Origin of the sequence: Streptomyces sp. NPDC047880, assembly GCF_040706515.1 — a bacterium.
Classification (GTDB): Bacteria; Actinomycetota; Actinomycetes; order Streptomycetales; family Streptomycetaceae; genus Streptomyces.
Window position 1 is genome coordinate 248805 of the sequence record NZ_JBEZOK010000001.1, and the last position, 18914, is coordinate 267718.

At 72.8% G+C, this 18914-nt stretch carries 21 protein-coding genes and 2 pseudogenes; 19 read left to right on the forward strand and 4 right to left on the reverse strand.

Annotation, left to right across the window (positions count from 1 at the left end):
* The 19 genes and pseudogenes from AB0937_RS01235 (at position 1) to AB0937_RS01325 (ending at position 16543) form a co-directional block, all read left to right on the forward strand.
* Positions 1 to 450, forward strand: coding sequence for a DUF1772 domain-containing protein (locus AB0937_RS01235; protein WP_366708870.1), 450 nt, complete (start codon positions 1 to 3; stop codon positions 448 to 450).
* Positions 447 to 980, forward strand: a complete 534-nt coding sequence (locus AB0937_RS01240) for a hypothetical protein (RefSeq protein WP_366708871.1) — start codon at positions 447 to 449, stop codon at positions 978 to 980. Before AB0937_RS01235 ends, AB0937_RS01240 begins: the two co-directional genes overlap by 4 nt.
* Positions 977 to 2848 carry an asparagine synthase (glutamine-hydrolyzing) gene (gene asnB, locus AB0937_RS01245; RefSeq protein ID WP_366708872.1) on the forward strand — a complete coding sequence of 624 codons (1872 nt, stop codon included), beginning with the start codon at positions 977 to 979 and terminating at the stop codon, positions 2846 to 2848. The genes AB0937_RS01240 and asnB overlap by 4 nt, the downstream gene beginning before the upstream one ends.
* 309 nt (positions 2849 to 3157) lie before the next feature.
* The gene (locus AB0937_RS01250; protein WP_366708873.1) at positions 3158 to 5101 is read left to right on the forward strand and encodes a BTAD domain-containing putative transcriptional regulator; all 1944 of its coding nucleotides are present in this window, start codon (positions 3158 to 3160) and stop codon (positions 5099 to 5101) included.
* Between the two features lie 158 nt (positions 5102 to 5259).
* Positions 5260 to 5631 carry a TcmI family type II polyketide cyclase gene (locus tag AB0937_RS01255; protein WP_366708874.1) on the forward strand — a complete coding sequence of 124 codons (372 nt, stop codon included), beginning with the start codon at positions 5260 to 5262 and terminating at the stop codon, positions 5629 to 5631.
* A complete protein-coding gene (locus AB0937_RS01260) occupies positions 5628 to 6059 on the forward strand; it encodes a cupin domain-containing protein (protein WP_366708875.1) in 432 nt (143 codons plus the stop codon). The genes AB0937_RS01255 and AB0937_RS01260 overlap by 4 nt, the downstream gene beginning before the upstream one ends.
* Positions 6056 to 7342 carry a beta-ketoacyl-[acyl-carrier-protein] synthase family protein gene (locus AB0937_RS01265; protein WP_366708876.1) on the forward strand — a complete coding sequence of 429 codons (1287 nt, stop codon included), beginning with the start codon at positions 6056 to 6058 and terminating at the stop codon, positions 7340 to 7342. The genes AB0937_RS01260 and AB0937_RS01265 overlap by 4 nt, the downstream gene beginning before the upstream one ends.
* Positions 7339 to 8718, forward strand: a complete 1380-nt coding sequence (locus tag AB0937_RS01270) for a ketosynthase chain-length factor (protein WP_366708877.1) — start codon at positions 7339 to 7341, stop codon at positions 8716 to 8718. The genes AB0937_RS01265 and AB0937_RS01270 overlap by 4 nt, the downstream gene beginning before the upstream one ends.
* Positions 8719 to 8786: 68 nt before the next feature.
* On the forward strand, positions 8787 to 9050 hold the full coding sequence (locus AB0937_RS01275; protein ID WP_361113142.1) for an acyl carrier protein: 264 nt from the start codon (positions 8787 to 8789) through the stop codon (positions 9048 to 9050).
* Positions 9050 to 9496, forward strand: a pseudogene (locus AB0937_RS01280) (SRPBCC family protein); the annotation flags it as partial. The gene AB0937_RS01275 and the pseudogene AB0937_RS01280, both read left to right, overlap by 1 nt.
* 33 nt (positions 9497 to 9529) lie before the next feature.
* Positions 9530 to 10246: pseudogene (locus AB0937_RS01285) on the forward strand (SDR family NAD(P)-dependent oxidoreductase); the annotation flags it as partial.
* 29 nt (positions 10247 to 10275) lie between these two features.
* On the forward strand, positions 10276 to 11025 hold the full coding sequence (locus AB0937_RS01290) for an SDR family NAD(P)-dependent oxidoreductase (RefSeq protein WP_366708878.1): 750 nt from the start codon (positions 10276 to 10278) through the stop codon (positions 11023 to 11025).
* Position 11026: 1 nt separating this feature from the next.
* Positions 11027 to 11353, forward strand: a complete 327-nt coding sequence (locus AB0937_RS01295) for an antibiotic biosynthesis monooxygenase family protein (RefSeq protein WP_366708879.1) — start codon at positions 11027 to 11029, stop codon at positions 11351 to 11353.
* Positions 11350 to 11757, forward strand: coding sequence for an antibiotic biosynthesis monooxygenase family protein (locus AB0937_RS01300; RefSeq protein WP_366708880.1), 408 nt, complete (start codon positions 11350 to 11352; stop codon positions 11755 to 11757). The genes AB0937_RS01295 and AB0937_RS01300 overlap by 4 nt, the downstream gene beginning before the upstream one ends.
* 2 nt (positions 11758 to 11759) lie before the next feature.
* Positions 11760 to 13031: a cytochrome P450 gene (locus AB0937_RS01305; RefSeq protein WP_366708881.1), complete on the forward strand. Its 1272-nt coding sequence runs from the start codon at positions 11760 to 11762 to the stop codon at positions 13029 to 13031.
* 38 nt (positions 13032 to 13069) lie between these two features.
* A complete protein-coding gene (locus tag AB0937_RS01310) occupies positions 13070 to 13888 on the forward strand; it encodes an SAM-dependent methyltransferase (RefSeq protein ID WP_366708882.1) in 819 nt (272 codons plus the stop codon).
* Positions 13889 to 13894: 6 nt separating this feature from the next.
* Positions 13895 to 15397, forward strand: a complete 1503-nt coding sequence (locus AB0937_RS01315) for an oligopeptide:H+ symporter (protein ID WP_366708883.1) — start codon at positions 13895 to 13897, stop codon at positions 15395 to 15397.
* A gap of 100 nt (positions 15398 to 15497) precedes the next feature.
* Entirely contained in the window at positions 15498 to 15830 is a 333-nt protein-coding gene (locus tag AB0937_RS01320; RefSeq protein ID WP_366708884.1) for a metalloregulator ArsR/SmtB family transcription factor, read from the forward strand.
* Positions 15830 to 16543, forward strand: a complete 714-nt coding sequence (locus AB0937_RS01325) for a cation transporter (protein WP_366708885.1) — start codon at positions 15830 to 15832, stop codon at positions 16541 to 16543. Before AB0937_RS01320 ends, AB0937_RS01325 begins: the two co-directional genes overlap by 1 nt.
* 149 nt (positions 16544 to 16692) lie before the next feature.
* Here AB0937_RS01325 and AB0937_RS01330 read toward each other — a convergent pair whose 3' ends face one another.
* The 4 genes from AB0937_RS01330 to AB0937_RS01345 all read right to left on the reverse strand — a co-directional run bounded on the left by AB0937_RS01330 (position 16693) and on the right by AB0937_RS01345 (position 18470).
* On the reverse strand, positions 16693 to 17004 hold the full coding sequence (locus AB0937_RS01330; RefSeq protein WP_366708886.1) for an STAS domain-containing protein: 312 nt from the start codon (positions 17002 to 17004) through the stop codon (positions 16693 to 16695).
* A 96-nt stretch (positions 17005 to 17100) separates the two neighbouring features.
* Positions 17101 to 17376: a hypothetical protein gene (locus AB0937_RS01335; RefSeq protein ID WP_366708887.1), complete on the reverse strand. Its 276-nt coding sequence runs from the start codon at positions 17374 to 17376 to the stop codon at positions 17101 to 17103.
* A gap of 10 nt (positions 17377 to 17386) precedes the next feature.
* On the reverse strand, positions 17387 to 18082 hold the full coding sequence (locus AB0937_RS01340; RefSeq protein ID WP_366708888.1) for a DUF5994 family protein: 696 nt from the start codon (positions 18080 to 18082) through the stop codon (positions 17387 to 17389).
* Between the two features lie 40 nt (positions 18083 to 18122).
* Positions 18123 to 18470, reverse strand: a complete 348-nt coding sequence (locus AB0937_RS01345; RefSeq protein ID WP_366708889.1) for a hypothetical protein — start codon at positions 18468 to 18470, stop codon at positions 18123 to 18125.
* Positions 18471 to 18914 lie beyond the last annotated feature (444 nt).

Consider the following 18914-nt stretch of genomic DNA (forward strand, 5'->3'; position numbering starts at 1 on the left):
GTGGTGGAGGCTTTGAGTGTGCTGGTGCTGACGGGCACCGGCCTGGTGGCGGGGGTGCTCTTCGCGGTCGCGGTGAGCGTGATGCCCGCGCTGGTCGCGATGTCCCCGGAGCGGTACGTGTCCACCCACATCCTGCTCGGCAGACGTTACGACCGGATCATGCCGTTCATCGTCACCGGCTCCACGGCCGTGGACGTGGGGTTCGCGGTACGGGCGTCGGGCGGCCCCCGGCTGCTGTTCGCGGTCGCCGCGCTGTGCATGGCGGGGGTGGCCGTGGTGTCGCAGACCCGGAACGTGCCGATCAACCGGACGGTCAAGCGGACCCGGCCCGAGGACCTGGGCCCCGGCTGGCGGGACCCCCGTCCGGCCTGGCGCGGCTGGCACCTGGTGCGCACCGTCCTCGCGATCGCGGGCTGCGCGCTGACCGCCGCCGCGGTGGTGCTGTCATGAGCCCCGTGGTCGTACGCCGGCTGCCGGAGGGGCCGGAGCGGGCGGCGGCCGACGCCCGGATGCGGGAGCTGCTGTCCCGCCCCGAGCCCGGCCCGGTGGCCGAGCGGCTCGCGCTGCTGCACTTCACGGGACGGCACAGCGGGCGGCCGTACACCGTGCCCGCCGGGGTGCACTCCCTCGGTGGCGCGCTGGTGGTGGCGACCGGCAGCGGCTGGCGGCACAACTTCGCGGGCGGCTCGCCGGGCGAGCTGACCTGGCGGGGCCGGCGGCGGCCGGTGCGGTTCGCGCTGGTCGACGACGCGGAGCACACCGCGCGCGGCTATCTGGAGCTGTACCACCGCTACGGGGAGGAGGCCCCGCGCCGGCTGGGCATCGCGGTGCGCGGCGAAGGGGCGCCAGGGCTCGGCGAGTTCCGGGAGGCGGTCGCCCGGCACGGGCTCTCCCTGGTGGAGGTCACCGTCCTCACCCGTGCCCCGCAGGAGAACAGCGCACCCACATCACACGCGGAGAGCGAAAGGACGCCACGATGAGCGGAATCGCCGGCTGGGTGGACTTCGAGCGGGACCTGACACCGGAGGCGCCCACGGTACGGGCGATGGCGGCGGCGCTCGCGCACCGCGGCCCGGACGGCTCCGGCGAGTGGATCGAGGGCCATGCCGCGCTGGCCCAGCGGCACCTCGCCCTGACCGGCACGGGCCGCACCGACGGCCCGGCCCTCGTGGAGACGGAGGCCGGCGGCCCGGTGGCCGTGCTGACCCTGGACGGGAGCGTCACCAACCGTGTGGAGCTGCGCCGCGAACTGGCCGCGAAGGGGCACCGGTTCACCGGTGACGACGACGCGGAGGTGGCGCTGCGCGCCTACCTGGAGTGGGGTGCCGCGTTCCCCGAGCGGCTGGAGGGCCTGTTCGCCCTGGCCCTGTGGGACGTACGGAGGCAGGAACTGCTGCTGGTCCGCGACCGGTTGGGGGTGAAGCCGCTGTGCTACTTCCTGACGCCCTCCGGTGTGGTCTTCGGCTCCGAGCCCAAGGCGCTGCTGGCGCACCCGGCGGTCCGGCCGGTGGTCGACGCCGACGGGCTGCGGGAGCTGTTCGCGCACAGCCGCAAGCCGGGCACCGGGGTGTTCCGGGGCACGCGTGAGGTGCTGCCCGGCCACACGATGACCGTGCGGGCGCCGGGCACGGGTCACCGCCGCTACTGGTCGCTGCCCGCCCGCCCGCACACCGACAGCCTGGAGACCACCGTCGCCACCGTGCGCCGGCTGCTGTCGGAGGCGGTCGCCACCCACCTGCGGGCGGACGTGCCGGTCGGCGCGATGCTGTCCGGGGGGATCGACTCCAGTGCGCTGACCGCGCTCGCGGCGCGTGAGCGGCGGGCCGGGGGCGGCCGGCTCCGGTCGTTCTCGGTGAACTTCTCCGGCTACGCGGAGAACTTCGAGCCGCACCCGACGATGCGCGCCACCCCGGACGCCCCCTACGCGGCCCTCGCGGCCGAACACATCGGAACCGAACACACCGAGATCCTTCTGAACACATCGGCGCTCGCCGATCCGCTCACGCACGCCGCCGCCCTGCGCAGCCAGGACACGCCCTCGCCGCTCGGCGACATGGACGTCTCGCTGCTGCTGTTCTTCGAGGCGCTGCGCGGTGCCGGGATCACGGCGGTGCTCTCCGGGGAGACCGCGGACGAGGTGTTCAACGGTTACTTCTGGGCGTACGACCCGGCCCACAGCAACTCCACGACGTTCCCGTGGGTCTCCTTCGAGCGCGGGCACGACGCGGCCGCCGGCGGTCTCGGCTGCTCACTGGTGGACCGTACGCTCCGCAAGGAGCTGGACTTCATGGAGTACGCCGACCAGCACTACCGCGACGCGCTCACCGAGGTCCCGCAGGTGGCCGGGGAGACGCCCGCCGAGCGCAGGGCGCGCGAGGTCACCTACCTGGCGCTGACCCGGTGGGCCCCGACCCATCTGGACCGGGCCGACCGGATGAGCATGGCGCACGGGGTGCAGCTGCGCCCGCCGTTCTGCGACCGGGCGCTGGTGGAGTACGTCTACAACGTGCCGGCCGAGTTGAAGCGGGTGAACGGCCAGGAGAAGAGCCTGCTGCGGGCCGCGGTCGCCGATCTGCTGCCGGAGCCCGTGCTCAACCGGCCCAAGAGCGCCTACCCGACCGTCCAGGAGGCCGCGTACGGCGAGTTCGTCCGCCACCGCTTCGGGGAGGTGGCCGCGGACCGGACGGCGCCGGTCGCCCCGCTGCTGGACGCCGAGGCGACCCGGGTGGCGCTGGGCACCGCGGCGGCCCCCAGCGGTGCCTTCGCGTGGGTGGAACGGGCGAGCATGGAGATGGTGCTCCAGCTGAACACGTGGCTCGCGGAGTACGGGGTCGAGCTCCACGTGTGAGCCGGAGCGGGCGCCCCTGCGCGCACCACCGCAGAAATGTGCACCTTGTCATCCATGTGCGCGAAGCATAGGATAAGGGAAGGCGGAGAACGAGAATGTGGTATTCGGTTTCCATTTTCGTCGTCGGCGCGCGCAAGGGTATTGCTGGTTTCAACTTCTTTTCCGGCGAAGTGAAATTCCCCGAGTAAAGGGTGGGTAATTTTCCCTGTCCCTTCGGGTGTTCGGTGCTTCGCTGAAGAATGAGTGACGCAGGAAGGTGAAAAGCCGATGGCCGCCCCCCACACAGGCGGCTCACTCAGGGGGAATGCAGTGATAGAGATCGGTCTGCTGGGCTCCATGCGAATACGCAGGAACGGGGAGGACGTCACACCGTCGGCCCCCAAGCTGCGTCAGGTGCTGGCCCTGCTGGTGCTCAATGCCAACTCGCTGGTCAGCGTGGACCAGCTGTGCGAGGAACTGTGGGAGGACCACCCGCCGCTCAGCGCGCTGACCACCTTGCAAACCTACATTTATCAACTGCGCCGCAGACTGCTTCTGGCGACCGGACAGCACGGCGCGGCCTTCAGTTCCCGCCCGCCGCACGGCTGCCCCGCCATCCTCACCAGGGTGGGCGGTTACGAACTGAGGCTGGACGACAAGCAGTCGGTGGACGCCTACCGGTTCGACCAGCTCACCGAACAGGGCATGGCGCAACTGCGCACCGGCGCGAGGGAGGAGGAGGCGGCCCTCACCCTCAAGGCGGCCCTTTCCCTGTGGCACGGCGGAGCCCTGGTCGACGTCAGTACCGGACGCCGGCTCTCGGCCTGGTCGACCCAGCTGGAGGAACGCCGTAAGAGCGTCCAGGAGCAACGTTTCTCCCTGGAGCTCGAACTCGGCCGTCACCACGCCGTCCTGGACGAACTGTCCGAGGCCTTCCGCGCCCACCCCACCCACGAGGCGTTCGCCGGGCAGCTGATGCGGGCCCTGCACCGCTGCGGCCGCCGCCCGGACGCCCTGAACACCTTCCGCACCCTGCGCAGCCATCTCGTCGAGGAACTCGGGCTGGAGCCCTCCGCGCAGCTCCAGCGCCTCCACCAGGAGGTGCTCGCCGACCGCGGCCATCTCAGGGGGCCGGCCCCGGCCAAGACCGAGTCCGCGCCAGGCGGACGCCGGCTCGGGCCCGGGCCGGCCCAACTGCCCGCCGACACCGGTGACTTCGTCGGCCGGGAACGCGAACTCGACCAGCTGGAGACCTTCCTCGGCGCGGACCGGCCCAGCACCGGTATGCGGGTGGTGGAGGTGCACGGCCCGCCCGGTGTCGGGAAGAGCGCCTTCGCCGTGCGTGCCGCGCACCGGCTGCGCCCGCGCTTCCCGGACGGGCAGCTCTTCATCGACCTGTCCGCCGTCGGCGAGGGCGCCCAGCAGCTCGCCGACGTGCTGTCGGCCTGCCTCACCGCCTGCGGCGTCCAGCGCGAGAAACAGCCCAGCGGACTCGACGAGCTCAGCAGGCTCTTCCGCACCTGGACCGCCGACCGCAGGGTGCTCGTCGTGGTCGACGACGCGCTCACCGCCTCCCAGATCCGCGCCGTCCTGCCCGGCGGATCCGGTTGCGCGGTGATCGCCACCAACCGGTACCGGGCGCACAGCCTGTCCACCGGCCGCAAGATCGTCCTGCCCGCCCTGTCGCCGGAGGAGTCCCTCCAGCTCTACGACCGGGTCGCCGGGGAACGCTCCCGGCAGGAGGACCCCACGGCGGTGCAGGAGCTGACGGGACTGTGCGAGGGGCTGCCCCTGGCGATCAGGGCGGTGGCCGGCCGGCTCACCGCACGGCCCGGCTGGTCGGCGGCCCGGCTGGCGCTGCGGCTGCGCGGCAATCCCCGGATGCTGCTCGAACTCCCCGACGGCACCCAGTCGCTGATGACCACGGTGGCCGCCAGCCACCGGCACCTGCCCGCACCGTCACGGGAGTTGCTGCATCTGCTGCTCCAACGCGAGCGCCCCCGGTGGAGCCTCGACGAGGTGGTGACCCGGCTGCGCCCCGGCATCGGGGACGCCGAGACACTCCTCGAATACCTCGTCGACGTCCACCTCGTGCAGGAGCACCTGACTCCGGACGCCCGGCTGCTGTACTCCGTGCCGCGGCTCATCCGGCAGGCCCTGATCCTGTTGTCACGGGGCGCGCCCGCGGGCGACGTACCGCACGGCCGCATGGTCGGCGCCGGTGTCGTCGGCGGCACCGGCGTCACCCTGATGAAGGCCGACGTCCGCCGGTAACAGCCCCCCTCACGGCCCGCCGCACCCCCGGGTGCGGCGGGCCGTCGTGCTGTGTACGGCCGGCCCGTGGCGCGTCAGCGGTTCTCCAGGCGCCTTCGAGAGCGTCTCGACCCCCGCCGACCAGGGTGAACACAGCACCGACAAGCCGGGAGGACATCGTGCACCGAACGCTGATCGTGGCGAGGATGGACCTCGCCGACGCCGAGGGCGTCGCGCAGGTCTTCGCCGATTCGGACAGCACCGAACTGCCGCATCTGGTGGGGGTGTCGAGGCGGACCCTGTTCGCGTTCCACAACCTGTACTTCCACCTGGTGGAGGCCGACCAGGACATCGCGCCGAACCTGTACAAGGCGCGCAGCCACCCGCTCTACGAGGAGATCAACACCCGGCTCGGCCAGTTCATCTCGCCCTACGACCCCGACTGGCGCGAGCCCAAGGACGCCATGGCCGTCCCCTTCTACTCCTGGACGCCCCAGGAGGGCCCGCAGACCAGCACCCCGCGTGCGGCGAACCTGGGCGGTGCCCGATGAGCGCCCCCGTCTCCACCAAGGTCTCCGCGCAGGAGGTCGCCGCCAACACCAAGCGCGGCGGCGACATCCGCGTCACCCTCAGCCCCAAGACGGTGGGCTGCACGTCGGGCTTCGGCGGGGTGCTGCGGCTGGCCCCCGGCCATCACGTCACCGAGCACCTCCACCCGTACTCCGAGGAGTTCCTGCACGTCGTGCAGGGCCGGCTGGAGATGACGCTGGACGGCGGCACCCCGGTCGCCCTGGGCCCCGGCGACTCGCTGCTGGTGCCCATCGGGGTCCGCCACCGCCTGGTGAACACCGGGTCCGTACCGGCCGAGGCGGTCTTCCACCTCTCCCCGCTCGCGCCCCGCCCCGAACTGGGCCACGTCGACACCGAACAGCCGCTCGACGCGTCCGCGGGCAACCCCGACGTGGGAGCGGCCCGATGACGTCCGGACCCCGACGCGCGGTGATCACCGGCGTGGGAGCCGTCGCGCCCGGCGGGATCGGGCGGGACGCCTACTGGGACCTGCTCACCGCCGGACGCACCGCCACCCGCCGCATCAGCCTGTTCGACCCGGCGGGCTTTCGCTCACAGGTCGCCGCTGAATGCGACTTCGACCCGCTCGCCGCGGGGCTCACTCCCCAGGAGATCCGGCGGATGGACCGGGCGGGCCAGTTCGCGGTCGTCGCCGCCCGTGAGGCCGTCGCCGACAGCGGGATCGAACTGCCCGGTGCCGACCCCGAACGCATCGGCGTCAGCATCGGCAGTGCCGTCGGCTGCACCATGGGCCTGGAGGAGGAGTACGCCGTCCTCTCCGACGGCGGCCGCGACTGGCTCGTCGACCACAGCTACGGCGTCCCCCACCTGTACGGCTACATGGTGCCCAGCACCCTCGCCGTCGAGGTGGCCCGCCAGGCGGGTGCCGAGGGGCCGGTCGCGCTGATCTCCACCGGCTGCACCTCGGGCCTGGACGCCATCGGCCACGGCGTCCAGCTGATCGAGGAGGGCACGGCCGACATCGTGCTCGCCGGCGCCACCGACGCCCCGCTGTCGCCGATCACCTCCGCCTGCTTCGACGCCATCAAGGCCACCACCGCCAACAACGACGACCCGGAACACGCCTCCCGGCCCTTCGACGGACGCCGTGACGGCTTCGTCCTGGGCGAGGGCTCCGCCGTCATGGTGATCGAGGAGCTGGAGTCGGCCAGGCGCCGCGGCGCCACCGTGTACGCCGAGGTCCTGGGCTTCGCCGGCCGCAGCAACGCCTTCCACATGACCGGACTCAAGCCCGACGGCCGGGAGATGGCCGAGGCCGTCCGGGTGGCCCTGGACCGGGCGCGGCTCGACCCGGACGGCATCGACTACATCAACGCGCACGGCTCCGGCACCAAGCAGAACGACCGGCACGAGACCGCCGCGTTCAAACGCAGTCTCGGACAGCGCGCCCGCGAGGTGCCGGTCAGTTCCATCAAGTCGATGATCGGGCACTCGCTCGGCGCCATCGGCTCCCTGGAGATCGCCGCCTGCGCTCTCGCCCTGCGCCACCAGGTCGTCCCGCCGACGGCCAACCTGTCCACGCCCGATCCCGAGTGCGACCTCGACTACGTGCCGGTGACGGCCCGCGAGCACCGCATGGACCGGGTGCTCAGCGTGGGCAGCGGCTTCGGCGGCTTCCAGACGGCGATGGTCCTCGGCCGGCCCGCCCGCGCGCACGGGGAGGCGGCATGAGCGCCTCCGGCATACGCCCCGGCCGGCGCGGCCGGTCCGTGGTCACCGGGCTGGGCGTGGTCGCGCCCACCGGGATCGGCGCCGCCCGGCACTGGGAGTCGGTGGTCTCGGGCAAGAGCGGCCTGGGCCGGATCACCCGCTTCGACCCGACCGGCTATCCCGTCCGGGTGGCGGGCGAGGTCCCCGGGTTCCGCGCCGGTGAACAGGTGCCGGGACGGCTCGTCCCGCAGACCGACCGCTTCACCCACTTCGCGCTGGCCGCCGCCGAGGACGCCCTCGCGGACGCAGCCGCCGACCCGGCGACCCTGCCGGAGTACGAGATGGCGGTGGTGACCGCCAGCTCCTCGGGCGGCACCGAGTTCGGCCAGCACGAGATGGAGAACCTCTACCAGAAGGGTTCCTCCTGGGTCGGCGCCTACCAGTCCATCGCCTGGTTCTACGCGGCCACCACCGGCCAGGTCTCCATCCGGCACGGCATGCGCGGCCCCTGCGGGGTCATCTGCGGCGAACAGGCCGGCGGCCTCGACGCCCTCGGCCAGTCGCGGCGGCTGCTCGACACCGGCTCCCGGCTGGTGCTCAGCGGCGGCACCGACGCCTCTTTGTGCCCGTACGGCCTGGTGGCGCAGCTGTCCACCGGCCGGCTGTCCACCGAGGACGACCCGGCCCGCGCCTACCTGCCCTTCGACGCGGCCGCCTCCGGTTTCGTCCCGGGCGAGGGCGGCGCCATGCTCGTCGTCGAGAGCGCCGAGGCGGCACACGCCCGCGGGGTCCCGGCGTACGGCGAACTCCTGGGCTACGCGGCCGGCTTCGACCCCACCGCGGACGGCACGACACGGCTGCCGGTGACGGACGACGCCACGCGGTCCGCCACGGCGCACGACGCCACGCGGCTGCCCGTGGCGGACGGAACTGCCGCGCGGCCTTCGGCACCGAGTCGCCCCACCGCCCGCCGCTCCGTGCTGGTGTCGGTGATCCGGCGGGCCCTCGCCGACGCCGGGCTCGCGCCGGGCGAAGTCGACATGGTCTTCGCCGACGCCTCCGGCACGCCCGCCGAGGACCTCGCCGAAGCCCGCGCCCTCACCGAGGTGTTCGGCCCCGGCGGGGTGCCGGTGACCGCGCCGAAGACCCTCACCGGGCGCCTCTACGCGGGCGGCGCCGCACTGGACGTGGCGACCGCCCTGCTCGCCCTGAACGCCGGAGTCGTCCCGCACACCGCGGGGCTCGGCCGCCCGGCCCCCGGCTGCGAGATCGACCTCGTCCTCGACCGCCCCCGCCAGACCGACCCGCGCACCGCCCTCGTCCTGGCCCGCGGGCACGGCGGCTTCACCTCCGCGCTGGTGGTGGGCTCCGGCGACCGCGACGCCCGCAGGAGGTGACCGACTCACCGGCAGCCGACCGGCCCCGGCGCACCCTCAGCCCACACCCGACCCACGAAAGGCTTCCCATGCCGGAATTCACCCTGGACGACGTACGCCGCATCCTCCGGGCCAGCGGCGGCGTCGACGAGCAGACCGACCTGGACGGCGAGCACTTCGCCGACACCGCCTTCGCCGACCTCGGCTACGACTCGCTGGCCCTGCTGGAACTCGTCAACCGCATCGAGCGCGAGTACGGCATCCAGATCCCCGACGGCGACCTGGCGCACACCCAGACCCCGCGCGAGGCCCTCGCCTACGTCCGCGCCCGGCTCACGGAGGCCCGCGTCTGATGGCAGGACACACCGACAACGCGATCGTCGTCGACGCACCGATGGACCTGGTGTGGACGATGACCAACGACGTGGCCGCCTGGCCGCGGCTGTTCAGCGAGTACGCCTCCGCCGAGATCCTCGGCCGGGACGGCGACACCGTCACCTTCCGCCTCGCCCTGCACCCGGACGAGAACGGCACGGTCTGGAGCTGGGTCTCCGAGCGCACCCCCGACCCCGCCACCCGCACCGTCGAGGCCCGCCGCGTCGAGACCGGTCCCTTCGCGTACATGAAGATCCGCTGGGAGTACGAGGAGGTGCCCGGCGGCGTACGGATGCGCTGGATCCAGGACTTCGCGATGAAGCCCGACGCCCCCATCGACGACGCCGGGATGACCGCCAGGCTCAACCGCAACACCGCCGTCCAGATGCGGCTGATCAAGGCCAAGGTGGAGACCGCCGCCCGGGCCGGCCGCGCGCTCCAGGGCAAACGCGTCCTGGTCACCGGCGGCAGCCGCGGCATCGGCCGGGGCATCGTCCTCGCCGCCGCCCGGGCGGGGGCCGACGTCGTCACCTGCTACCGCACCCCCGGCGACGCCGTCGCCACCCTGGAGGAGGAACTCGCCGGCACCCCCGGCAAGCACCAGGTGCTGCGGGCCGACGCCGCGGACGAGACGGACGTGGACCGGCTGGTCACCGCGTGCGAGGCGAGCCTCGGCGGACTGGACGCCGTCGTCAACAACGCCGGCACCTTCCGCCCCCGGCCCTACGCCGACCTCTCACCCGCCGAGTGGGCCGCCACCCTCCAGGGCAACCTGACCGCCACCCACCTGGTCACCCGGCGCACCCTGCCGCTGCTGCCGGCCGGCGCGTCGGTGATCAACATCGGCTCCACGGTCGCCTTCATCGGCATGACCGGCGGCGTCCACTACACCGCCGTCAAGTCCGCCCTGGTCGGCATGACCCGTTCGCTGGCCCGGGAGCTCGGACCGCGCGGCATCCGCGTCAACACCGTCTCACCCGGCCGCATCGCCACCGAGGCGCTCGACGAACTGCCCGCCGAGGAGGCCGAGCGGCAGCGCGCCACCTTCGCCTCCTTCACCGCGCTCGGCCGGCTCGGCACCGTCGACGACATCGCCCAGGCCGTGCTGTTCCTCGTCAGCGACCACGCCGGCTACGTCACCGGCCAGAACATCCACGTCGACGGCTGCGTCTGAGCCGCGTCCCAGCCATGGAGGGAATCCCAGTGGAACTCGCACTGCACGGCAGGAAACTGCTCATCACCGGCGGCACCCGCGGCATCGGCCGGGGCATCGTCCTCGCCGCGGCCCGGGCCGGCGCCGACGTCCTCACCTGCTACCGGCAGGAGAGCGAGGCCGTCGACAGCCTGACCGCCGCACTGAAGGAGACCGCCGGCGACCACCACGTGATCCGCGCGGACGTCGGCGACACTGCCGAGGTCGACCGACTCGTCGGCGAGGCCAAGGACCGCTACGGACGGCTCGACGGCATCGTCAACAACGCGGGCGTGATCAGCCACATCCCGTTCGCGGAGCTGCCCGCCGACGAGTGGTCGCGGATCCTCGACACCAACCTCACCGCCGCCTACCGGATCATCCAGCAGGCGCTGCCGATGCTCGGCGCCGGCTCCTCGGTGGTCAACATCGGCTCGCGCGGCGCCGCCGCGGGCATACCGCTGCGCGCCCACTACACCGCCGCCAAGGCCGCCATGATCGGACTGACCCGCTCACTCGCCAAGGAACTCGGCCCCAAGGGCATCCGCGTCAACGTGGTCGCCCCCGGTGTCATCGAGACCGAGGCCTTCGCCGCCATGCCCGCCGACCGCGCGGCGGGACTGCGCGCCACCTACGCGCAGAAGACCGCGCTGGCCCGCCTCGGCACCGTCGAGGAACTCGCCGGACCGGTCCTGTTCCTGCTCTCCGACGCCGCCGCCTACATCACCGGCGAGACCCTCAACGTCGACGGGGGCATCTGACATGCCCGAACCCACCGAGAAGGTCTTCCGGGTCACGCTGCGCATGCAGATCAAGCCCGGCATGGAGGACGAGTTCGAGAAGGTGTGGCTGGAGGTCGGCGACTCCGTCACCAGCCACCCCGCCAACCTCGGCCAGTGGCTGTCCCGCAGCGCCGAGGAGGAGGGCGTCTACTACATCGTCAGCGACTGGGTGAACGAGCCGCTGTTCCGTGCGTTCGAGACCAGCGACCGGCATCTGGAACACCGTCAGAAACTGCACCCGTACCGCAGCGGCGGCTCCATGACGACCATGCACGTCGTCGCCGCCCTGTCCGGCGCCGCCTCGTGACCGGCGGCGCCGTCGAGGTCGTGCTCTACCACGTGAGCGACGACCCGGACCGGGTCCTGCCCGCCTACCACGAGGCCAGCCGCCGGATGGCGGGCACCGCCGGCCTGCTCGGCAACAAACTGCTGCACGCCCTCGGCGACCCGCGCTCCTACGTCGTGGTCAGCCGCTGGTCGGACTGGGAGGCGTTCACCGCCTGGGAGAGCGGCCCCGCCCACAAGGACCAGACCGCCCCGCTGCGCCCGCTGCGCGACACCGGCCGCGACCGGCCCTTCGAGATCTACCGGGAGCTCGCCGCGTACGCGGGGGACCGGGCCGCCACCCCCGTCGCCGACGGCCGGCCGGCGGGAGGCCGGGCCGCCACCCCCGCAGCCCCCGCCGGCGCCAAGGAGAAGGAAGGAGTCTGAGCATGGCCCGCACCGACGCCCGGCACACGGCCCCACCGGCCGGCCCGCCCACCGACCTGTTCACCCCCGCCTTCCACCAGAACCCGCACGAGGCGCTGGCCGGCCTGCGAAAGACCGCGCCCGCGGTACCCGTGACGACACCCAACGGCCTGCGCACCTGGCTGGTCACCGGCTACGAGCACGCCCGGGCCCTGCTCGCCGACCCCCGCCTGAGCAAGGACATGCGGGTCGGCCGGGACCTCATCCCGCGCAACTTCACCGACCCCGAGAAACAGCGCCGGTTCCTCGCGGAATCGGGGGAGCGCAGCCAGTTCCCGCACGTCCTCAGCGTGCACATGCTGGACAGCGACCCGCCGGACCACACCCGGCTGCGCCGGCTCGTCGGCCGGGCCTTCACCGCCCGCCGGGTCGAGTCGCTGCGGCCGCGCATCACCGGGCTCACCGACGAACTGCTGGACGCCATGGCCCGGCACGAGCGGCTGGACCTCATGGAGGCACTGGCCTTCCCGGTGCCGTTCACGGTCATCTGCTGGCTGCTCGGCGTCCCCCCGGACGACCGGGCCGCCTTCCGCCGCTGGTCCAACCTGCTCGTCTCCGGCGCCGGCACCGACGAGGTGAGCGAGGCCAGCGCGTCGATGATCGCGTACCTGAAGGCACTCGTCGAGGCGAAGCGGGCCGAGCCGGCCGACGACATGCTCACCGACCTCGTGCACGCCCAGGACGCCGGCGACCAGCTCTCGCCGGACGAACTGATCTCCATGGCGTTCCTGCTGCTGGTGGCCGGCCACGAGACCACGGTCAACCTCATCGGCAACGGCACCCTGGCCCTGCTCACCCATCCCGAGGTGCGGGGACAGCTCGTGGCGGACGAGTCGCTGTGGCCCGCAGCCGTCGAGGAGTTCCTCCGCTACGACGGGCCGGTCACCAACGCCACCTGGCGGTTCACCACCGAGCCCGTCGAGGTCGGTTCGGTCACCATCCCCGAGGGCGAGTTCGTGACCATCTCGCTCGGCGCCGCGGGCCGGGACCCGGCCCGCTACCCCGACCCCGACCGCCTGGACATCACCCGCTCCCACACCGCCTCGGTCGCCTTCGGCCACGGCATCCACCACTGCCTGGGCGCCCCGCTCGCCCGGCTGGAAGGACAGATCGTCCTCAGCCGCCTGTTCACGCGCCTGCCCGGGCTGCGGCTCGCCGTGGACGCGGACGAACTGCGCTGGCGCAGCAGCCTCATGATGCGCGGCCTCGAGGAACTCCCGGTGTTCACGGCGTGACAGCCGATCCCGCCCCGCCCCCCTTGGAGGACACACCCGTGGAACGTCAGGACACCCAACGCCCCTCCTGGGCCCCGCCGGAGGTCGACATCGACACCCCGAGCATCGCCCGGGTCTACGACCACTGGATCGGCGGCACCCACAACTTCCCCGTGGACCGCGAACTCGCCCGCAAGGTCGCGGCCGGCAACCCGGACCTCCCGGCCACTCTCAGGGCCAACCGCGCCTTCCTGCGCCGCGCGGTACGCGAGCTGTCCGCGCTCGGCATACGGCAGTTCCTCGACATCGGCTCCGGCATTCCCGCCGAGGGCAACGTGCACGACGTCGCCCTCGCCGCACACCCGGAGAGCAAGGTCGTCTACGTCGACATCGACCCGGTGGCCGTCGCGCACGGCCGGGCCCTGCTCGCCGGCGAACCGCGAGCGGCCGTCTTCCAGGGCGACCTGTACAAGTCCCGGGAGATCCTCGACGCGGAGGACACCCGCCGGCTGATCGACTTCGACCGGCCGGTCGCGCTGATCCTCGCCGCCGTACTGCACTTCGTCCCGGACGACGACGATCCGCTCGCCCTGGTGCGCCAGTACACCGAGCGGCTGGCACCCGGCAGCGCCCTGGTCATCTCCCACGCCGGCGCGGAGGAGGTCCCGAGGACGGCACCGGAGGCGGCCGAGCAGTACCGGGGCGCGGTGAGCCGGGTGATCTGGCGCGACAACCGGGAATTCACGGCGCTGTTCGAGGACTTCGAGCTGCTGGAGCCCGGCGTGGTGCGTGCCCCGCTGTGGCGCCCCGAACCGGCCGAGACCCCCGACCCGGCGCTCGCGATGCTGGCCGGAGTGGCGCTCAAACCGGCCGGGTGACCGGGGGTGGACACCTCCCTCACCCCGCAGGACTCCGCACCGGCCGCCCCGCCCGCCGCACCACTGCGAGCGGGTGGGGGCAGACCCGGATTCGGCACGCTGCTCGCGGTCGACCTGTGGGAGCGGTTCAGCTTCTTCGGCATGGCGGCGATCCTGGTCCTCTACCTGACCGCCTCCGAGGCCCGCGGCGGCATGGGCATGGCGCCGCAGTCGGCCACCGCGATCTTCGCGGCGTACATGTCCCTCAGCTTCATGGCCGGGCTGCCCGGTGGATGGCTCGCCGACCGGGTACTGGGCGCGCGCCGGGCCGTGCTGCTCGGCGGTGTGCTGATCACCTGTGGCCACGCGGTGCTCGCGCTGCCCGTGACCGGCTCGCTCTACGCCGGTCTGCTGCTGGTCGTCGCGGGGACGGGCCTGGTCAAACCGGCCATGGCGGCCATGGTCGCGGGCGTCAGCGGGGACGGGAAGGGCCGCCGCGAGGCGGCCTTCTCGCTCTTCTACATGTGCATCCAGGTCAGCGCGCTCATCGCCCCCGTCGTGACCGGACTGCTGGCCGAGCGCGTCGCCTGGCACCTCGGCTTCGCGGCGGCCGCCCTCGGCATGACGGCGGGGCTGATCCAGTTCGCCCTCGGCCTGCGCCGGTACGGGGACGTGGGCGCGCGCCCGCCGCATCCCGTGCCGCGCACCGAGGCCACTGCGATGCTCCGGCGCGCGGCGTGGGCCACGGGGGTGGTGGGCGCGCTCGTGGTGGTGCCGGTGGCGTGCGGGCTGCTCCCGCTCCCCGCGGTGCTCGCCGTCCTCGGCCTCACCACGGTCACCCTCCCGTTCTGGTACCTGCGCTCGCTGCGCCGGACCCATGCGGGAGGCACGCTCCACAAGCGCCGCCTCGCCGGCTTCACGGTGCTGATGGCGGCCTCGGCCGCCTTCTGGATGATCTTCGCGCAGAGCGGTTCGGTGCTCAGCCTCTTCGCCGAGCGCCACACCGACCGGGACGTCCTGGGCTTCGAGGTCCCCGCCAGCTGGTTCCAGTCCGTGCACCCGCTCTTCGTCCTGCTGGTCGCCCCTCTCTTCGCCCGGCTCTGGATCCGGGCCCCGCGGGTGGACGTACCGGTCAAGTTCGCGGGCGCGCTGATCACAGCGGGCGTCAGCTTCCTCCTGATGGCGATGGCGGCCGCACTCGCCGAACACGGCCCGGTCGGCCCCCAGTGGCTGCTGCTGGTCTACCTCCTCTACTCCTGCGGCGAGGTCGCACTGGCCCCCGCGGGCCTGGCCCTGGCCGCCACGGTGGCGCCCCCCGGCAGCACCAGCCGCCTCCTCGCGGTGAACGGCCTGTTCGGAGCGGTCGGAGTGGTGGCAGGAGGCCAGCTCTTCCGCCTGACCACGGTGCTGTCCCCGACGGTGTACTTCCTGCTGCTGGGCGGTTTCGTCCTGTCGGTGGGCACAGCACTGGCCGTCGCCACGCCTCGCCTGCGCCGCCTGCTGGCCCTGCCGGCCGGCCCCGGCGCGTGAAGCCGAAAGGAGACGACGCAAGACGACCAGAACGCGACTGCACCAGGCTGGATCCATGGAATGCTGAATTCAGGATTCGGTGTACTGTCGCGAGGTGCTCATGACTGCTGCCCCCGACATCGACGTGCTGGTCCGGTTCGGCCGTGCGCTCGCCGACCCGATCCGCTGCCGCATCCTGCTCGCCCTGCGGGACGCCCCCGCCCACCCCGCCGATCTCGCCGGCCTGCTCGGCATCTCCCGCACCCGCCTCTCCAACCACCTGGCCTGCCTCCGCGACTGCGGCCTGGTCGTCACGGTCCCCGTCGGACGCCGCACCCGCTATGAGCTCGCCGACGAACGCCTCGGTCACGCACTGGACGACCTGCGCACCGCCGTCATCGCCGTCGAGACGGACCGGACATGTGCCGAGGCGGACGCAAAGGGGTGCTGCTGATGACCGCGACATCCCTCGGCCCGTCCCCGGCCCGCCGGGACGCGCTCACGCGCCGGATACGGCTGCTCGTGGCCGCGACGATCACCTACAACGTCGTCGAGGCAGTCGTCGCCCTGACCGCCGGCACTCTCGCCTCGTCCACCGCGCTGATCGGCTTCGGGCTGGACTCCGTCATCGAGGTCTCCTCGGCCGCGGCGGTCGCCTGGCAGTTCTCCGCCGCCGACCACGCCGTCCGCGAGGCACGCGAGACGACCACCCTGCGGATCATCGCGCTGTCGTTCTTCGCGCTCGCCGCCTATGTCGCCGTCGACGCCGTCCGCACCCTCACCGGCACCGGTGCGGCCGAGCCCTCCGTTCCGGGCATCGTGCTCGCGGCGCTCTCCCTGGCGGTCATGCCGTTCCTGTCCGCCGCCCAGCGCCGGGCGGGCCGTGAACTCGGCTCGGCGAGCGCGGTCGCGGACTCGAAGCAAACCCTGCTGTGCACGTACCTCTCGGCCGTGCTCCTGGCCGGACTGGTCCTCAACGCCACGCTCGGCTGGTCCTGGGCCGATCCCCTCGCCGCCCTCCTCATCGCGGCCATCGCCGCCAAGGAAGGCCGCGACGCGTGGCAGGGCAGAGGCTGCTGTGCGCCCTCCACCGCGGCGGCCCCGACAGCCGACACGGCGGCGGGCGACCCGTGCGGATGCAGCCCCGGCTGCGACTGCTGCGCCTGAATCCCGCCCCGCACGAAGTGCCGCGCGGTACGCGAGCCCTGTCACGCCCGGCACACGGCAGTTCATCGAACCGGGTGCTGCCGGGGCTTGTCGGTCTTGGACTGTTCGCCCGCTCTCCGTCCCGCTGTGCGCCACCTCTCCCGGAGTCATCACAGGAGCAGAGAATCGGAGCCCATGTCAGCGAGCAGCCGCGCGGTCTGCGGGGACGGGTAATGCAGCCGCAGGGACGCGTGGCTGTCGGCGGCGTGCCGTGACGCGTCGAGGAAGACGCGCAGGCCGCCGCTGTCGCAGCGGTCGACGGTGGTCAGATCTACGTCGATGGTGGTGATGCCGTCGGTCAGGCACCGCTCCAGAGCGGCGCGCACCTGGGGCGCGGTGGCCGGGTCGATCTCACCGGCCAGGGTGATCAGTGCCCGCCTGCCCCGGTCGTGCCGGTAGATGTTCAGCTGCGGAAGAGTCATGACGCCTCGGTTCAGATGTCTCGGTTCATGGTCCCGGCCACTCCTCACGCGGTCCACGGCCCGGGTGTACGCGCGGCCGGTGGGGAAACCGGCTCATCACCGGTGGTGAGTGGTACGGCTACGGCGGCGGCGCGGCGGGAAGCGGCCTCGGCCCCCGTCGCGGTGGTCCCGTCGTTCGCCGGCGGCCGGCGACACGGACCGGTCCGGTCCCACCGGGGGCTGAGGCGAACCCCGGCCGCGGCGGCCGGGCAAGGGGGAGCCGTACCGGTACACGGCGATTCTGTCGGCGTGCTGGAGGTTGAGCCGGTGGATCACGTACGCCGCCGCCGCGATGAGGACCACGAAGGCTGCGGCTGTCAGGAAGGCGCTCATGGCGGCCACCTCACATACCGTTGATCAGTCGGCCGGGCGGACCGGTCTCTCCGGGAACGGCGGCGGACACCGCGGAGGCGCCGCCCTCGTACTCCCATGCCTCGTCCGGGTCCAGTGGCTGGTCAGCGGCCAGGACGCCGTGCCGGGCCTCCTCCGCGGCGACGAGCGCGCTCGCGGTCAGCGGCGGGCCGTCGCAGTCGGACGCGGCAGCCATCAGCCGGGCCGCCGACTCCGCCCCGGTCTCGGGCGGGACGACCAGGAGATCCCAGCGGCCGGTGCCGTAGGAGAGCAGCAGCAGCGTGTGCGGGTCGATCTCCGGGGTGAACCAGCCGACCTTGACGATGTGGCCGCCCACGGGAACCTTGCGGGGGATGACCGGCCAGTGCTTCGGGTTGACGGCGATACGGGTGATGCGGCCCCACAAGGGATCCAACACGTCGGTGAGCGCCGGAAGTTCGCTCGGCAGATCACGGGAACGGGGCCACCAGGCCCCGTCCAGGAGTCCGCGGGAGGTGCCGTCGGTCTTCAGCGCGAGACGCGCGGCCCGGGCTGCGACGGGCTCGGGGTGCGGCAGGGTTGGGTACAAGGTCGCCGACATGATGCGGACCCGTCTCCGGGCCACCTCTGCGGCGGCCCGGGTTTCATCTTTCGCCGAGAACGACCCGGTGTGGAAGCCGGTGTGCGAAATACCCTCGGTGCTGTCCACACTACTCCGCGCTCCGCCGCGGCGCGGAGCATGCGGCCGCCTAAAGCTGGAGCAGCCGCTGGGTGATCTCCCGGTACTGCCTCAGCGCGTGCCGGACTTCGTCGGACTGTGCTTCGGGGGCCTGGTCCTGCCACCCGGCACGCAGGAGACGCCGCCGTTCCGCGAGGGCGTTCACGAGCTGGGCGGTGGCTTCGTCGTAGGCGCTCTCGGCCTCTTCCAGCGCCTCACGCGGAGTGTCGGCGAAGGTGTTGAGGGCGTGCCGGAGGCGCTGGACGATCTTGTCCCTTTCGGTCGACGGGAGCAGCGGCTCCGGGCCCGGGGCACGGCGTTCGGCGGGGCCCGGGTTCTGGCCCGCGGGCTGCTGGGCGCGTGTCTGGTCGTACATCATCGAGTGCCGCTTCCGTTCCGCCCGAAGGCGCTCGTGGTCTTCTCGACGGCCTGTTTCAGGCTTCCGGAGACCCGGTCGATCCTGCCTCGGCGTTGCAGTCGTCTGTTGCGGATGACCAGGCCGAGATCTTCCGTGACCCTGCCCTTCGTCGTCTGCGCCGTGTTCCTCGCTGCTGCCCGTTGGGTGGGTTCCCGCGGAGCCCGGGCGAGGCGGGTGGGTGGGTGGCATGCCTCGCCCGTGGGTGCGGGAGTGGCATGGCCCGGCGCCGTGTCGCCAGTCAACGTCCGGCGACGGCCCGTGTCAACGCGGTGGCCACGCGTTCCGGCCTGCCTCGTTGCGGAGCGTGCCGGAGTACGCGGGGAAAACGAGGTCTCTTGGTTCGACGGTGCCCGAACCGGCCCGTCCTCGCGACTCCCCATCGCCGCTTCCGCTCCGCCACCCGCA

Bases quoted from the DNA above. Each gene is read 5' to 3' on its own strand.
- AB0937_RS01320 (WP_366708884.1), top strand. From the start codon at position 15,498: ATGACTGCTGCCCCCGACATCGACGTGCTGGTCCGGTTCGGCCGTGCG.
- AB0937_RS01270 (WP_366708877.1), top strand. From the start codon at position 7,339: ATGAGCGCCTCCGGCATACGCCCCGGCCGGCGCGGCCGGTCCGTGGTC.
- AB0937_RS01335 (WP_366708887.1), bottom strand. From the start codon at position 17,376: ATGAGCGCCTTCCTGACAGCCGCAGCCTTCGTGGTCCTCATCGCGGCG.
- AB0937_RS01240 (WP_366708871.1), top strand. From the start codon at position 447: ATGAGCCCCGTGGTCGTACGCCGGCTGCCGGAGGGGCCGGAGCGGGCG.
- AB0937_RS01305 (WP_366708881.1), top strand. From the start codon at position 11,760: ATGGCCCGCACCGACGCCCGGCACACGGCCCCACCGGCCGGCCCGCCC.
- AB0937_RS01275 (WP_361113142.1), top strand. From the start codon at position 8,787: ATGCCGGAATTCACCCTGGACGACGTACGCCGCATCCTCCGGGCCAGC.
- AB0937_RS01265 (WP_366708876.1), top strand. From the start codon at position 6,056: ATGACGTCCGGACCCCGACGCGCGGTGATCACCGGCGTGGGAGCCGTC.
- AB0937_RS01260 (WP_366708875.1), top strand. From the start codon at position 5,628: ATGAGCGCCCCCGTCTCCACCAAGGTCTCCGCGCAGGAGGTCGCCGCC.
- AB0937_RS01345 (WP_366708889.1), bottom strand. From the start codon at position 18,470: ATGATGTACGACCAGACACGCGCCCAGCAGCCCGCGGGCCAGAACCCG.
- asnB (WP_366708872.1), top strand. From the start codon at position 977: ATGAGCGGAATCGCCGGCTGGGTGGACTTCGAGCGGGACCTGACACCG.
- AB0937_RS01330 (WP_366708886.1), bottom strand. From the start codon at position 17,004: ATGACTCTTCCGCAGCTGAACATCTACCGGCACGACCGGGGCAGGCGG.
- AB0937_RS01295 (WP_366708879.1), top strand. From the start codon at position 11,027: ATGCCCGAACCCACCGAGAAGGTCTTCCGGGTCACGCTGCGCATGCAG.
- AB0937_RS01325 (WP_366708885.1), top strand. From the start codon at position 15,830: ATGACCGCGACATCCCTCGGCCCGTCCCCGGCCCGCCGGGACGCGCTC.